This is a genomic window from Anaerococcus lactolyticus S7-1-13 (assembly GCF_000758765.1).
In the GTDB taxonomy this organism is placed as follows: domain Bacteria; phylum Bacillota; class Clostridia; order Tissierellales; family Peptoniphilaceae; genus Anaerococcus; species Anaerococcus lactolyticus.
In genome coordinates this window covers 40275-53653 of the sequence record NZ_JRMW01000035.1, presented here as the reverse complement: position 1 = coordinate 53653, position 13379 = coordinate 40275, and the positions used below count along the sequence as shown (strand labels likewise).

Below are 13379 nucleotides of genomic sequence, written 5' to 3'. Positions count from 1 at the left end.
ATTATCATTACATATATAATTATATCATAAATTTTTACTATTTACTGTTGCAAAAGCAACATGAGGGCATTTTATGGATAAGATTATTTTAAAAAGTGAATTATTTTATGGTTTAGATGAGGCTACTATAAAACATATTTTTTCTTGTATTGACCATAAAATCTTAAATTTCTCTAGAGACGAATACCTCTATGACTTTTCTGAAGGTTTTAAGGCTGGTATTGTCCTAAAAGGAAGGATTGATTTATGTACCATAGATGATGGTAGAGAGATTATAGATAGGATTTATAGGGTTTCTGATTCTTTTTCTATAAACTTTTCTTCCCTAGCTGATAGGTTTATGATTTGCAAAAAAGATTCAAAAGTTTTGGTACTTGATGTTTACAAAGTCTTTGAAAAGCATAAAAGGGCCTGCACAAGCAGACCACTTTTCATGGAAAATATTATTAACTTGTATGATGAACAAATTTCATACTTGACTTACAAATTGGATATATATGCTAAGCCAAAAATCAAAGAAAGAATCAACAAATATATTGATAAATATGGTAAAAACGCTCTATTTTCTAACAACTTATCAAGGGAAGATTTGGCTAAATTTTTAGCTTGCAATAGGTCTGCCCTTTCAAGAGAACTATCCCTAATGAAAAAAGAAGGTTTGATATAAACCTGATGGACTGATTAAACAAAAAAATCAGTCCTAAAATTCTTTTTTTCTTTAACTCAAACAATCTTTTATTTCTTCTATAAACAAATCCCCATATTGAATTAATTTCTTTTCACCTACACCCTTTACTCCTAAAAATTCTTCTTCATTCTTTGGTTTTTTAATTGCCATATCCTTTAAGGTCTGATCTGAAAATATAATAAAGGGTGGGATTTTCCTTGATTTTGATAATTCAAGTCTTAATTTTTTAAGCCTGTCAAATAAATCTTGGTCTTCATCGCTTGCAAGACTCCTTGTTTTATTTTTGCTAACTTTTTTAATTTCGGTTTTTCTTGCAAAAAATTTATCCTTTGAATACAAAATATCCTTAGATTTTTCAGTTAATGCCAAAATTGGATAGTCAAGGCCTACCACCTTTATATAGCCATCTGCGATTAAAACTCCAATCAAATCTTTTATTTCATCCGAACTTTTATCCTTCATAATCCCGTAGGTAGAAATATTTTTCAAACCCTTTTCTGTAGAATTTTTATTTTTTGACCCCTTAAGACAATCAACGACCGTACTTATACCATACCTTTGCTCAAGCCTATAAATACAAGATAGGATTTTTTGAGCATCAATAGTCTTGTCTTCTTTTTTTATATCATCTAGGCAATTTGAGCAAAAATCACATGGTCCCTTATAGTCTTGACCAAAATATTCAAGTATAAAGGCCCTTAGGCACTTGCTAGTGTTGACATAATTTATAATGGTTTGGAGCTTATCAAGTTGTATTTTCCTGTAGGCGAGGTTGGTTCCTTGGTTTATCAAATGCTTATTTATAATTATATCTTGGGCAGAATAAAGAAGGATGCAATCGGCGTCTGCTCCATCACGACCAGCACGTCCTGCCTCTTGGTAGTAGGATTCCATATCCTTTGGCATATTATAATGGATAACAAAACTTACATTTGACTTATCAATCCCCATACCAAAGGCGTTAGTCGCTACAACCAAGTCTTTTTTATCAAAAATAAATTCTTCCTGGGCTTTTTTTCTTTCTTCTTCGCTAAGACCTGCGTGGTATTTGGTAACGCTAAATCCCATAGCCTTAAGATTTCTCTCAAGTTTATCTACCCTATTTCTAGTTGATGCATAGATGATTCCCGATTTGCCCTCATTTTCTTCCAGATAAGTTTTTAAAAATTTTAACTTATCCTTAGGCTTTCTGACTAAAAATTTTAAATTTGGTCTATCAAAGCCTGTAACTTTCACATAGGGATTTTTAAGTGAAAGATTTTTTATTATATCATCCCTTACTTCCTTGGTTGCTGTAGCTGTGAAGGCTGCAATTTGTAAGTCATCACCCAAAACCTTATAGAGGTCGGCTATTAATTTATAGGATGGCCTAAAGTCATGTCCCCATTGGGAAATGCAGTGGGCCTCGTCAACTGCAACAAAAGAGAGCTTTATCTCCCTTAAAAATTCTCTAAAAAACTCATTATCAAGTCTTTCTGGCGAAATATAGAGAAGTTTTATTCTCCCCTTCCTAAGGTCGTTTAAGGTGTCGATGTAAGTTTCATAATCCTGGCTTGAATTTATGAAGCTTGCCTCGATTCCATCTTCTCTTAGGGCGTCGACCTGGTCTTTCATAAGGCTAATTAGAGGAGATATTACTAGGGTAAGCCCATCTTTCATAAGGGCAGGCAATTGGTAGCAAATAGACTTGCCACCTCCTGTTGGGAGGACTCCCAACACATCTCTACCTTCCAAGATTTTACCTATGATTTCCTCCTGGCCCTGTCTAAAGGAAGCAAAGCCGAAATGTTTTTTTAATTTTTCTGCGATTTTTTCTATCATGGCAAACTTACAAAAAAATAATTAAGCCCTAGGACTTAATTATTTTCTTCCTCTTCTGAATTTTTTTCTAAATCTTGGTCTTCGTTATCATTAGACTCTTCATTTTGATTTTCTAGAGAATCTTGATTTGTTTCTTTCTTTTTCTTTTTGCGTTTCTTATTTTCTTTTTCGGTCCTATCAATATTTTTCTCAAGGGCATTGTCTTCTTCGTCTTTAACCTTGCTGGTCTTTGTGAGGTATTCTTCGTTTTCGATTTTTGCTCCCTCACCCCTGTTAAAGACTATATCACCAATTTTTGTCCTAAGATTGATATTGTTTTTCGCCTTGTTATCAGATAGGTATCCGTCTGTTATATTCCTATAGGAAATATTTCCCAAAACAAAATTTCCAACATCCAGGTAGGCATTTACATTATAATTATCTATAGTATCTTTGGCGTCTATTATGATATTTCCTGTTGAAGTAGTGAAATCAAGTCTATTGCCAAGTTTTGATTCCTTTATATTAATATCACCTGTAACTGTTGTAAGCTTAGTATTTAATAACTCACTTTTTGTTAGGTTGATTGATCCAGATTCATTTCTTATAGAACCTTGGAAGTAGCCATTATTAAGGCTGATATTTCCACTTACTATCCTAAGGTCAAAGTTTTTAACTTCAAGGTCGTCGATTTTGACATCACCTGCAGTAATAGAACCCTTAATCTCCTCAATACCACCTTCACTAGGTAGGAAGATTCTCACTATAGGAATTTTATCCTTCATGTAGAGTTGCTTGCCTTTAACCTTGCTTTTTAGCTTTAGAACCCCTTCTTCAAAACTTACATCTAGCTTATAGGAGTTATCATCACCCCTAAACAATTCTGTATATTCGATATAAGGATTTGTATTTGATCTTTGGATTCTTACATCGGATGAGCCTAGGTCAAAGTCAATTGACTTGATTTTGTTTAGGTCTACCCTCATTATCCTAGATTGGTTGTAAGAATTTTCGTCGATTTGGCTAGTAGTAGCCACATTTTGGATTGAAGCATTTTTCTTTGACGAAATTTTAAAAATAACCAAGCCCATTAAAACTAAACCGATAAGCCCAAAAATCAGATACCTCTTATTGAGTGATTCCAAAATCTTTGGAAGGTCTATTTTTTTGGTTTCATTTGGTTTTTCTTCTTTATTTTCATTTTTATCTTCAATCAATTCTTCGTCAATCTTGATTTTTTTATCGTCCACTCTTGCCACCACCTAGTTTTTCTAAAATAATAAGTCCTGATGTTAGGAAAAATAGCCATTTGATATAAAAAAGTGTCTGATCTTGCCCCATAAAAACAGCAAAGACCATTTCTAAAAGCTCGGTTGTTATTTCTCCTTGTATTAAATATTGTATCACAAAAAACATAGTAAATACATTCAAACTTGCAATTAATATGTAAAAAATATTTTTACTTATGATTAAACCGTTGGCCCTAATGTAAAGACTGGTTAGGAAAAGAAAAACCGAGATTACAGCAAGGAAAATTGTCATATCAGCTTTTCTGACAAAAAATACTGATAGAACACAAAATATCATTATTAAAAGGGCCTTAAGCTCCTTAATTACATCTATAACAATCAATATTCTACCTCCCACAAATATAGGCCAACCGGACTTAGGGCTGGGTTTGCTCTTTTTTTTGTTGCCGGATCAAAATAAGCTTTGAAATCATCAAGGCTAAGTTTTCCCCTCGCTAGTTCTATTAGGCTTCCTGTCATAATCCTCACCTGGTTGTGGAGGAAGGATTCTGCCTTAAAATAAAGCTCTAGCCTAGTCTCTCCCCTTTTAAAATAACAATCATCAATCCTTCTATTAGTGTTGATGTCGATATTTTTATCTTCCTTCATAAAGAGTCTAAAATCGTGATCACCCTTTAAAATTTCAAGACCTTCATCTAATTTGTCATAGTCGAGCCTATAGGTGATATTTTCCATATAGGACCTATAGATAGGATGAGGATTTTTTTCCTGGTTAATTATATACTTATAAGTTTTGGACTTGCAAGAAAATCTTGCATGAAAATCAAGTCCAACTTCTTTTGAAGAAAGAACTAAGATATCATCTGGCAAGTGGGGTTGGATATGGTAGGCAAAACCCTTAGGATTTACATCGCAGGCTGTTAGAAAATTTATATAAAAACTCCTAGCGTGGACTCCTGCATCTGTCCTCCCGCAAGCTATTATCCTATTATCTTCGCCTGTCACTTCCTTAATAGCTTTTCTTAATTCTTCCTCAACACTTCTTTGGTCTATCTGATATTGGTAGCCCTTAAAGTCCCTACCATCAAAAGCGAGTTTTAACAAAACATTTTTGATCATAGGAAGTATAAAACAATTATGATAGCACAAAAGATTGTAAAACCAATTATTGATATCCAATCAGACCTGTGCATATAAATCTCATTAAGTTTAGTTCTTTCTTCACCAATCCTATAAAGCCTAGCTTCCATGGCTGTTGCCAAATCGCCTGACCTTTTTAGGGCATTGATAAAAAGTGGCACCAAGAGTGGAATCATGGATACCGCCCTGTCTATGACATTTCCTGATTCAAAATCAGCTCCCCTTGCCATCTGTGCCATCTTAATCTTGTTGGCTTCATCGAAAAGAGTTGGGATAAACCTTAATGAAATTGAAATCATCATGGCAAGCTCACCTGCAGGAAATCCAAATTTCTTTAATGGTGAGAAAAGTTTCTCAAGACCATAGGTTAATTCCATCGGGCTTGTTGTATAAGTAAGTACAGATGTTGAAAGGATTATCAATACTAGCCTTAATATTGTAAAGGCAGTCCTATAAATACCTTCTTCTGTAATAGAAAACTTCCAAATACTAAAAATTGCCTTACCTGGTGTTGTCACCAAGTTTATCACACCTGTAAGCACTATTATAAAAATCAAGGGCTTTAACGATTTTATTATTGCCTTAAAAGGAATCTTCGCTATTGCCAATACTGTAATTAAAAGCACTATGAAAGGAATATAAGTAATAAAGTCCTTTACAAAAAATATTGTAATAATATATAAAAATACCCCAATGATTTTGACCCTTGGGTCTAGCTTATGGATAAAACTATCAAAAGGAAGGTACTGACCTATGGTTATGTTAGTCATTTTTTCCTCCTAAGTGCTTGTATAATTCTTCAATCGCACCATCAACGGTGTAAATTTTATCATCCACATCTGGATTTTTCTTTTTGTAAGCTCTCATAAACTTAGTTATTTGTGGCACATCAAGGCCTATGGTATCAAGGTCAACAGATGTAAAAGTGTCAAAGGTAGACTTATCAGAATAAACTTCGCCACCATTCATAACTATTACCCTATCCACATATTCTGCTACATCTTCCATAGAGTGGCTAACAAGGACAATAGTTAGTTCATCATCTGCCTCATAAATTTTCATAAGTTCCTTAAAAATTTCCTCACGACCTATTGGGTCAAGACCTGCTGTTAATTCATCTAAGACCAAGACTTTTGGGTTCATAGACAAAATTCCTGCAACAGCAACTCTTCTTTGCTGACCACCAGATATTTCAAAAGGAGAAACATCCTTATAAGTTTCATAGTCAAGGCCGACTTTTTCCATGGCAGTCTTCACTCTTTGATGAATTTCTCCTTCCTTAAGGCCCATATTTTTGGGACCAAAGGCAATATCCTTAGCTATGGTTTCTTCAAACAATTGGTTTTCTGGATATTGGAAGACTAGGCCCACCTTAAATCTGGCAGCCTTTCTATTAGACTTATCCTTAGAGTTTATACCATCAATGATCACATCACCATTTGTCGGAATTAAAAGACCATTTAAAAGTTGTACTAGGGTTGATTTGCCTGATCCTGTTTGACCGATAAGACCTATTATTTCCCTACTATTTATTTCTAAATTTATATCCTTAAGGGCATAGACCTCATTGGGCAGGCCCTGGTTATAGATATAGTCAACGTTTTTTATCTCTATTTTCATAAGCTTTCTAAAAACTCCTCGACAGTCAAAGGAAGCCTGTCAAATTTTATTCCCTTTTGGCTAAGACCATAGGCTACTTCTGTAACTTGGGGAACTGTTAAACCTAACTCTTTCATCTTTTTGACTTGGGAAAAAACTTCCCTGCTACTGCCCTCAAGAGCCTTTTTACCCCTATCTAAAACTACGATTTTATCAGCAAGAACAGCCTCTTCCATATAGTGGGTGATGTAAATTATAGTTTTATTGTAGTCCTTATTTAAACTTTGTATAAGACTAATTACATCCTTCCTACCTTGAGGATCTAGCATGGCTGTAGGCTCATCAAAAATTATATAGTCAGAAAGCATGGCGATTACACCTGCTATTGATACTCTTTGTTTTTGTCCACCTGATAGGTTTGAAGGATTTCTATGCTTATAGGCACTCATTCCTACTTGGTCTATGGCCTTATCAACCCTTTCTCTTAACTCAGGGTGTTGTACTCTTAGATTTTCCGGACCAAAGGCTACTTCTTCTTCAACAGTAGTTGCTACCATTTGGTTGTCAGGATTTTGAAATACCATGGAACATTTTTTTCTAATATCCCACTCACTTCCTTCGTCAGAGCTTGATATGTCATCAACAAGGATTTCTCCCATGGTCGGTTTGATCTGAGCATTTAAAAGTTTTCCGAGGGTAGACTTGCCAGATCCGTTATGGCCTAAAATGGCAACAAAGTCTCCCTTATTTATATCTATTGATACATCACAAAGGGCAGTTTTACCCTCGCTATCCTCGTCTATACCAGGATAGGTATAGGTTAAATTTTTTATTTTTATCATTTTTATTCCTAATAACTCATCGCTGGGCTGTAATGTGTGCTTGATTCATAAACTACTACTGGTGTACCATGTGGAGCAAGCTCAAATAATTTTTTTGCCATAGCTGGTGGCATATTTAAGCAACCGTGGCTACCATTTGAAAAATAAATTGCACCACCAAAAGCACCTCTCCATGGCGCATCGTGGAAGCCTTCGCCGTCCCAACCTATTGGCATCCAATATTTAACAGGGGTTTCATACCTTGAACCATCAAAGCCAGCACCTCTTAAGGTTTTATTGCTTGCTTTTTCAAGGATTGCACCGACTCCAACATTTGTTGCCCATTGAGTAGTGTTTGGTAGACCTGAAACAATTGGAGTTTCTAAAACAACTTGGCCATCTTGGTAATACCACATATATTGACGAGAAAGGTCTACTTCGATATAGGTAGAACCTAAATCAGAACCATCAGCTTCTCTCCTAAAACCAGTTCTTTCATAAACCGGCTCTATATCACCAGATTTTCTTGTATTTACAAGTTGGTATATCTCATCGACTGTAGCTGGCACATCTAAAACAAAACCATAAACACCAGGATTAACTGTAATCTTGCCTATACCTGTCGCATTGAAAGTCCTTTTTTTACCGTAGGTGTCTGTCTTGTCGGCTACTTCATCAACAAACTTTGTAAGCTTGTCATAGTTAAGCTCAAAACTGCCCTTATCAGTATCAAACATTTCCATAAACTTTTCGCCTTCAAGTTTTATATCAAAGCCGTTAAAGTTAAAACCAATTTTCATTTTTTCTATGGTTTTACCGTCTTCTAAGAGGGCGGCAAGTTCCTTAGAGTTATTTTTAACTGTCGGATTTATATAATCGTCATCTTTAAGGACTACTTCTTCCTTATGGCTATAGATAGCGTCCTTGATTTTTTTGCTCAACTTGCCAAAGTCAATCTTGTTGCCCATGACTTCTGGAATTATTTTGAAGGCTCCATTTTCATATTCAAGTCTTGCATTTTCAGGTTCTTTTACCTTGGCTAACAAGGCTTGTCCCTTTAGGTTTTTTTCTAACTTTTCTTCATCATACTTAACATTATAGTCAAAATGAAAATCATCACTGGCTATGTTTGCAAAGGCTAGTGGCCATTTAAAAGGATTCTGATCAATTGAGGCTGACTCCGGGATGCTCGCACTGTAGTCAAAGTCTTTTAAATCAAGGCTTGCCTTTCTCTCATCCCTTCCAACAATTTCAATTGTAAAAGGTTCAGCCGGTTTTTTTAGGGCCTCATCCTTTGAGGCAAAGGAAATATCCCTGCCGTTTACTTTTGTATTTGGTAAGGCTATAAAACTAAATATTACTGTAACTATTAAATAAAGTGCTATTATTACAAGAAATACGAGGGTTAGGGTCCTGGATTTCTTTTTGTTATTTACTTCTGTTATGACGTCCTCCTCACTCTGGTCTCTTGCCAAAATATTGGTAGAAGTCTACCTTTTGGCCACCATTATATAATTTTCTTTTCTTGGATAAAACTCTCTTAAACTGCCTATCAAATTTATCATCCGCTGTTATAAAATATAAGGACCAAGTATCCAGACCTGCTAGTTTATGATTGATTTTTTTATAAATCTCAGATAAATCTGTATCAGATAACCTAAGCCCGTAGGGTGGATTCGAGATGAAGACACCATAGTCATTAGAGATTGCAACTGATCCAAAATCCCTGGTTATAAAAGAAATATCTTCCTCAACGCCCGCATTTATGGCGTTTTGTTTGGCTAGGCTTATGGCCCTACCCGATATATCAGAGCCCAGGATATTTAATTTCTTGGAATAGTCGATTTTATCCATCGCCTCTTTCTTGGCATCCTTAAAAAACTTTGGATTAATAAATTTAAAACTTGTAAAATCAAAGTCCCTATCTATACCTGGTGCAATATTTCTTGCTATCCTTGCAGCTTCTATCAGTATTGTGCCCGAGCCACAAAATCCATCAAACAAAAACCTATCTGGATTGTAAAAAGAAAGGTCGACAAGGGCTGCTGCAAGGTTTTCTCTAAGGGGTGCCTTCACACTGTTCTCCCTGTAGCCCCTTTTGTGGAGACCTTCACCAGATGTGTCTAGGCAAACCCTGACCAAGTTATTTTCAATCATGATTTCTATATTTACTCTTTCGGCCTTTTTTTCGAAAAAAGACTTCTTGTAATAAACTTTAAGCTTGTCAATAATTGCCTTTTCGCTTATAGACTGGATAGACCTTAGAGAAAATAATTTTGACTTGTAAGTTCTCGCGTTGACTATAAAATTGCTATCTTCGTTTAATATATCTTGCCAGGAAATTTTTTTGACATTTTCAAAAAGTTCCTCAAAGTCCATAGCCTTGAAACTAGCAAGTTCTAAGTAAACCCTGTCAGCATGTCTTAGGTTGATATTTAATTTTGCTAAGTCGGATAAGTCGCCTTCCAAGCTAATCAATCCATCACTCACCTTGAAATCCTTATAGCCTAAATCTTTTAGTTGAAATTTCACTAGGCTTTCAAGACCAAAGCTTGTACTAATTAGTATTTTTTCCATACTTGTATTATAACAGATTTTTGACTCTTTTCATCTTTTTTTACAAATGAAAAGCCACTTTCGTGGCAATTAATTTTCATTTAAAAATTCAAATGATTTTTCATAAAGATTTTTTCTGTAATCTTCGTTGGTAAAAGAGTGGTCTGCCCCTTCGATTTCATAGTAGCTGGCGTTTTTAAAAGCGTCCCTTAGCTTTTCGTTAGAATCTCTAAAAACTAAAGTATCATCTGTACCCCTTATAATTAAAACATTGCCATCATATTTGCTTGCTGACCCATATATGTCTTTTAAAATAAAATCTATTAGGAAATTTATATGAATTTTAACTCCGCCTATATCCGCTTCTTTAACTTTTGAAATTAAGCTTTCATATGGCATGTTGCTTTCTATCTTGGTTTTGCCTGAAACTTCTCCTTCAAAAACAGTCTTTGCCATGACCTTCAAATAATCTTTATTATTCATATCGCTAGCAGGAGCCAAAAGTACCATAGCCTCGGGTTTTAATTTATAGGCCATAAGGCTAGAAAGGACTCCACCAAGGGAATGACCGATCCAATATAGCCTGTCCTTGTCCACATAATATTTCATCTTGGCAAAGTCATGGATCATTTCTAGTTCTTTTTCTTCACGACTTACAGTCATATCATAAAAACTACCGTCAGACTCTCCAGAGCCTGAAAAATCGAACCTAAAGACAACAAAACCTCTTTCTGTTAGGTACTTGGCATGGTTTATCCTAAAATTTACACTACCATTCCTGTCGCCACCAAAACCGTGAAAAATTATTACAGTTGGATATTTTTTATTTTCATCAAAGTCATCAGGAGTATTAACCACACCCCTCATGACTATGCCATCTTCCTTAGTTATTTGTGAATAAAAGTATTTCATTAAGCTAAAATCCTCGCTACTTCAATTCCACAAGCAGAAGCCTGGGATAGGGAGTGGGTCGCACCCGAACCATCGCCAACACAATATAGGCCCTTGTGTTTTGACTCGAATTTTTCATCAACTTCTATTTCTGAGTTATAAAATTTAACTTCGATTCCATATAAGAGTGTATCATCATTTGCCATACCTGGTGCAATCTTATCTAGTTGGTAAATCATCTCGATTATATCATCAAGTTGTCTTTTTGGCATTACAAGTGAGAGGTCTCCTGGTGTTGCCTTCATGGTTGGCTTGGTAAAAGATTTTTCCATTCTCCTATCTGAAGAACGACGACCCTTAACAAGGTCACCAAATCTTTGCATCAATACCCCACCACCAAGCATATTTGAAAGTCTTGCTATGGATTCACCATATTCATTTGAGTCTTCAAATGGTTCGGTAAACCTATTAGTTACTAGGAGGGCAAAGTTGGTATTTTCTGATTGGAGTTTTGGATCTGTGAATGAATGTCCGTTTACAGTTAGGATACCATTGGTGTTTTCTGTTACAACATGGCCATAAGGATTCATGCAGAAAGTCCTTACAATGTCGTTATATTGTTTAGTTTGATACATTATCTTTGCTTCATAAACATCATCAGTGATGTGCTTAAAAACTTCAGCTGGCACTTCTATCCTAAGACCTATATCAACCCTATTTCTTTTAGACTTTATACCAAACTTATCACAAACATCACCAATCCACTTGGATCCAGACCTGCCTGCAGCCAAAACCAAGTCATCTGCAGAAAATTCTCCGCCCTTATCAGTCTTAACTATGTACTTGCCATTTTCATAATCAACATCTTCTACCATGGTTGAAAATTCAAAATCAATTTTATCTTTCACATATTCATACATCCTATGTAGGATGATTTTATTTCTATCAGTTCCAAAATGGCGAACCTTTGCATCTAAGAGGTGAAGGTCATGACGTAGACACTTAGTCTTTAGGTCATTTTTATCTGTACTATATAATTCCAAGTCGTCCCCACCATCAAAACTCATTAGGACACTATCAACATATTCCATAAGCTCCATGGCTTTTTTCTCACCAACATAACGATGAAGATCACCACCAAAATTAGTTGTGATATTATACTTGCCATCTGAAAGAGTACCTGCACCACCAAAACCATACATGATATTACATGGTTTACATCCTATACAATGGTCAACCTTACCATCTGTGATAGGGCAAGTTCTATTTTCAACCCTGCGTCCCCCATCTATAATAAGGACCTTTTTCTTTGTCTCTAACTTTGTAAGTTCATAAGCAAGAAATGCACCAGCAGCCCCTGCTCCTACTGCTATAATATCATAATTTTTCATAATTCCCCCATCTATTTTATAAAAGTCAGGCACATTTTTCTAATTTAACCTGCTATATTATACAAGTTAAATGCCTAATTTCAAACTATCCTTTACTTTTTGAAAATATATGTTAAAATATATGTAATTTAATGAATCACTTGTAAGTGATAAGTAAAAAATAAAAATTTTACACAGCCTACAAGCTTTCACTAAGAAAGGAAGTCCTATGAAAAAAGCATTTAAAAAAGCCTTCCCCTATACTATACCCGTAATAATCGGTTATTTGTTTTTGGGAATAACTTATGGCATAATGGTCAGCCAAGCTGGTTACAATCCTCTTTTTGCTCCCCTTATGTCGATGACCATGTATGCTGGCAGTATGCAATTTGTAATCCTCCCTCTCCTAAAATCCGATATTTCTTTCATTGCAATTATCATTCTTACCTTATCGGTTAATATTAGGATGATGTTTTACGGGGTAAGCCTTCTAAAAGACTACAAAAATTCAAGAAGTAAATTTCTTTTTATCTTAACCTTATCTGATGAAACCTTTGCTATTGATACAGCAGTCAAACCACCAGAGGATGTAAACAAAGCTGATTTTTACCTTGCCATAGGAATAATAAACTACTTGATTTGGATTTTTTCTTCCTACCTTGGTGCCATCCTTGGCGGAATGATTAACTTCAATACCATGGGTATGGACTTTGTCTTAACCGCCCTTTTCCTAGTGCTATTGGTTGAACAATATTTCTCTACACCAAACCATAAGCCACTTAAAGTCGGGCTAGCTATTGCTATTGCATCGCTTTTAATATTTAAGCCAGGCAATTTCATGATCCCAGCCCTACTTCTAATAGCCCTAAGCCTTTATGGTTTCAAAGATAAAATCGAGGTGAAAAATGACTAGAGTACTTATAATGATATTTTTATCATCCCTTACAACTTTTTTAATTAGGTCAACTCCTTTTTTGTTTTTTTCAAAAAAAGAAATCCCGGACCTTATTAAATATTTTGGGAAATACTTACCCTTTGCCCTCATGCCCCTACTTGTAATCTTTGCCATTAGAAATATAAACCTTATGGTTTATCCCTACGGGCTGCCTGAAATTATAGCTTCTTTATCAGTTATAATCCTTCATGCCAAGTTCAGAAAACTCTTTCTTTCAATTTCTATTGGCACTTTTATATATATGGTCCTCATTCAATTAGTGTTTGTCTAAAATAGTAGTAAAGTATTAATATAGAAAAGAATTAATTA

14 protein-coding genes are annotated in these 13379 nt (G+C 35.1%); 3 read left to right on the top strand and 11 right to left on the bottom strand.

Going from position 1 to position 13379, the window contains the following annotated elements; translation table 11 throughout:
* Window positions 1-73: 73 nt before the first annotated feature.
* Window positions 74-667 (top strand): Crp/Fnr family transcriptional regulator, encoded by a 594-nt coding sequence (locus HMPREF1630_RS05605; protein WP_037327887.1) that lies wholly within the window; start codon window positions 74-76, stop codon window positions 665-667.
* A 51-nt stretch (window positions 668-718) separates the two neighbouring features.
* On the opposite strand, the gene recQ is transcribed toward HMPREF1630_RS05605, so the two are convergent.
* The 11 genes from recQ to HMPREF1630_RS05550 form a co-directional block, all read right to left on the bottom strand.
* A complete protein-coding gene (recQ, locus tag HMPREF1630_RS05600) occupies window positions 719-2509 on the bottom strand; it encodes a DNA helicase RecQ (RefSeq protein WP_037327885.1) in 1791 nt (596 codons plus the stop codon).
* A gap of 35 nt (window positions 2510-2544) precedes the next feature.
* Window positions 2545-3738, bottom strand: a complete 1194-nt coding sequence (locus HMPREF1630_RS05595; protein ID WP_052039384.1) for a DUF4097 family beta strand repeat-containing protein — start codon at window positions 3736-3738, stop codon at window positions 2545-2547.
* Window positions 3728-4120, bottom strand: coding sequence for a hypothetical protein (locus HMPREF1630_RS05590; protein ID WP_037327884.1), 393 nt, complete (start codon window positions 4118-4120; stop codon window positions 3728-3730). Before HMPREF1630_RS05590 ends, HMPREF1630_RS05595 begins: the two co-directional genes overlap by 11 nt.
* Window positions 4117-4857 carry a tRNA pseudouridine(38-40) synthase TruA gene (truA, locus tag HMPREF1630_RS05585; RefSeq protein ID WP_037327876.1) on the bottom strand — a complete coding sequence of 247 codons (741 nt, stop codon included), beginning with the start codon at window positions 4855-4857 and terminating at the stop codon, window positions 4117-4119. Before truA ends, HMPREF1630_RS05590 begins: the two co-directional genes overlap by 4 nt.
* Window positions 4854-5648, bottom strand: coding sequence for an energy-coupling factor transporter transmembrane component T family protein (locus HMPREF1630_RS05580; RefSeq protein ID WP_004826635.1), 795 nt, complete (start codon window positions 5646-5648; stop codon window positions 4854-4856). The genes truA and HMPREF1630_RS05580 overlap by 4 nt, the downstream gene beginning before the upstream one ends.
* Window positions 5641-6498 carry an energy-coupling factor transporter ATPase gene (locus HMPREF1630_RS05575; protein ID WP_037327875.1) on the bottom strand — a complete coding sequence of 286 codons (858 nt, stop codon included), beginning with the start codon at window positions 6496-6498 and terminating at the stop codon, window positions 5641-5643. Before HMPREF1630_RS05575 ends, HMPREF1630_RS05580 begins: the two co-directional genes overlap by 8 nt.
* The gene (locus HMPREF1630_RS05570; protein ID WP_037327874.1) at window positions 6495-7319 is read right to left on the bottom strand and encodes an energy-coupling factor transporter ATPase; all 825 of its coding nucleotides are present in this window, start codon (window positions 7317-7319) and stop codon (window positions 6495-6497) included. Before HMPREF1630_RS05570 ends, HMPREF1630_RS05575 begins: the two co-directional genes overlap by 4 nt.
* Window positions 7320-7327: 8 nt before the next feature.
* Window positions 7328-8773, bottom strand: coding sequence for a L,D-transpeptidase family protein (locus tag HMPREF1630_RS05565; RefSeq protein WP_052039383.1), 1446 nt, complete (start codon window positions 8771-8773; stop codon window positions 7328-7330).
* Window positions 8754-9875 (bottom strand): THUMP domain-containing class I SAM-dependent RNA methyltransferase, encoded by a 1122-nt coding sequence (locus HMPREF1630_RS05560; RefSeq protein WP_004826642.1) that lies wholly within the window; start codon window positions 9873-9875, stop codon window positions 8754-8756. The genes HMPREF1630_RS05565 and HMPREF1630_RS05560 overlap by 20 nt, the downstream gene beginning before the upstream one ends.
* A 69-nt stretch (window positions 9876-9944) precedes the next feature.
* A complete protein-coding gene (locus tag HMPREF1630_RS05555; RefSeq protein WP_037327873.1) occupies window positions 9945-10766 on the bottom strand; it encodes an alpha/beta hydrolase family protein in 822 nt (273 codons plus the stop codon).
* Window positions 10766-12136 (bottom strand): NAD(P)/FAD-dependent oxidoreductase, encoded by a 1371-nt coding sequence (locus HMPREF1630_RS05550; protein ID WP_037327871.1) that lies wholly within the window; start codon window positions 12134-12136, stop codon window positions 10766-10768. Before HMPREF1630_RS05550 ends, HMPREF1630_RS05555 begins: the two co-directional genes overlap by 1 nt.
* 208 nt (window positions 12137-12344) lie before the next feature.
* On the opposite strand from HMPREF1630_RS05550, the gene HMPREF1630_RS05545 reads away from it, so the two are divergent.
* Both HMPREF1630_RS05545 and HMPREF1630_RS05540 read left to right on the top strand, forming a co-directional pair.
* Complete coding sequence (locus tag HMPREF1630_RS05545; protein ID WP_004826650.1) at window positions 12345-13028, top strand: AzlC family ABC transporter permease; 684 nt, start codon at window positions 12345-12347, stop codon at window positions 13026-13028.
* On the top strand, window positions 13021-13341 hold the full coding sequence (locus tag HMPREF1630_RS05540) for a branched-chain amino acid transporter permease (protein WP_037327868.1): 321 nt from the start codon (window positions 13021-13023) through the stop codon (window positions 13339-13341). The genes HMPREF1630_RS05545 and HMPREF1630_RS05540 overlap by 8 nt, the downstream gene beginning before the upstream one ends.
* The last annotated feature ends 38 nt before the right edge of the window (window positions 13342-13379 follow it).

Bases quoted from the DNA above. Each gene is read 5' to 3' on its own strand.
- HMPREF1630_RS05605 (WP_037327887.1), top strand. From the start codon at position 74: ATGGATAAGATTATTTTAAAAAGTGAATTATTTTATGGTTTAGATGAG.
- recQ (WP_037327885.1), bottom strand. From the start codon at position 2,509: ATGATAGAAAAAATCGCAGAAAAATTAAAAAAACATTTCGGCTTTGCT.
- truA (WP_037327876.1), bottom strand. From the start codon at position 4,857: ATGATCAAAAATGTTTTGTTAAAACTCGCTTTTGATGGTAGGGACTTT.
- HMPREF1630_RS05580 (WP_004826635.1), bottom strand. From the start codon at position 5,648: ATGACTAACATAACCATAGGTCAGTACCTTCCTTTTGATAGTTTTATC.
- HMPREF1630_RS05575 (WP_037327875.1), bottom strand. From the start codon at position 6,498: ATGAAAATAGAGATAAAAAACGTTGACTATATCTATAACCAGGGCCTG.
- HMPREF1630_RS05570 (WP_037327874.1), bottom strand. From the start codon at position 7,319: ATGATAAAAATAAAAAATTTAACCTATACCTATCCTGGTATAGACGAG.
- HMPREF1630_RS05560 (WP_004826642.1), bottom strand. From the start codon at position 9,875: ATGGAAAAAATACTAATTAGTACAAGCTTTGGTCTTGAAAGCCTAGTG.
- HMPREF1630_RS05555 (WP_037327873.1), bottom strand. From the start codon at position 10,766: ATGAAATACTTTTATTCACAAATAACTAAGGAAGATGGCATAGTCATG.
- HMPREF1630_RS05550 (WP_037327871.1), bottom strand. From the start codon at position 12,136: ATGAAAAATTATGATATTATAGCAGTAGGAGCAGGGGCTGCTGGTGCA.
- HMPREF1630_RS05545 (WP_004826650.1), top strand. From the start codon at position 12,345: ATGAAAAAAGCATTTAAAAAAGCCTTCCCCTATACTATACCCGTAATA.
- HMPREF1630_RS05540 (WP_037327868.1), top strand. From the start codon at position 13,021: ATGACTAGAGTACTTATAATGATATTTTTATCATCCCTTACAACTTTT.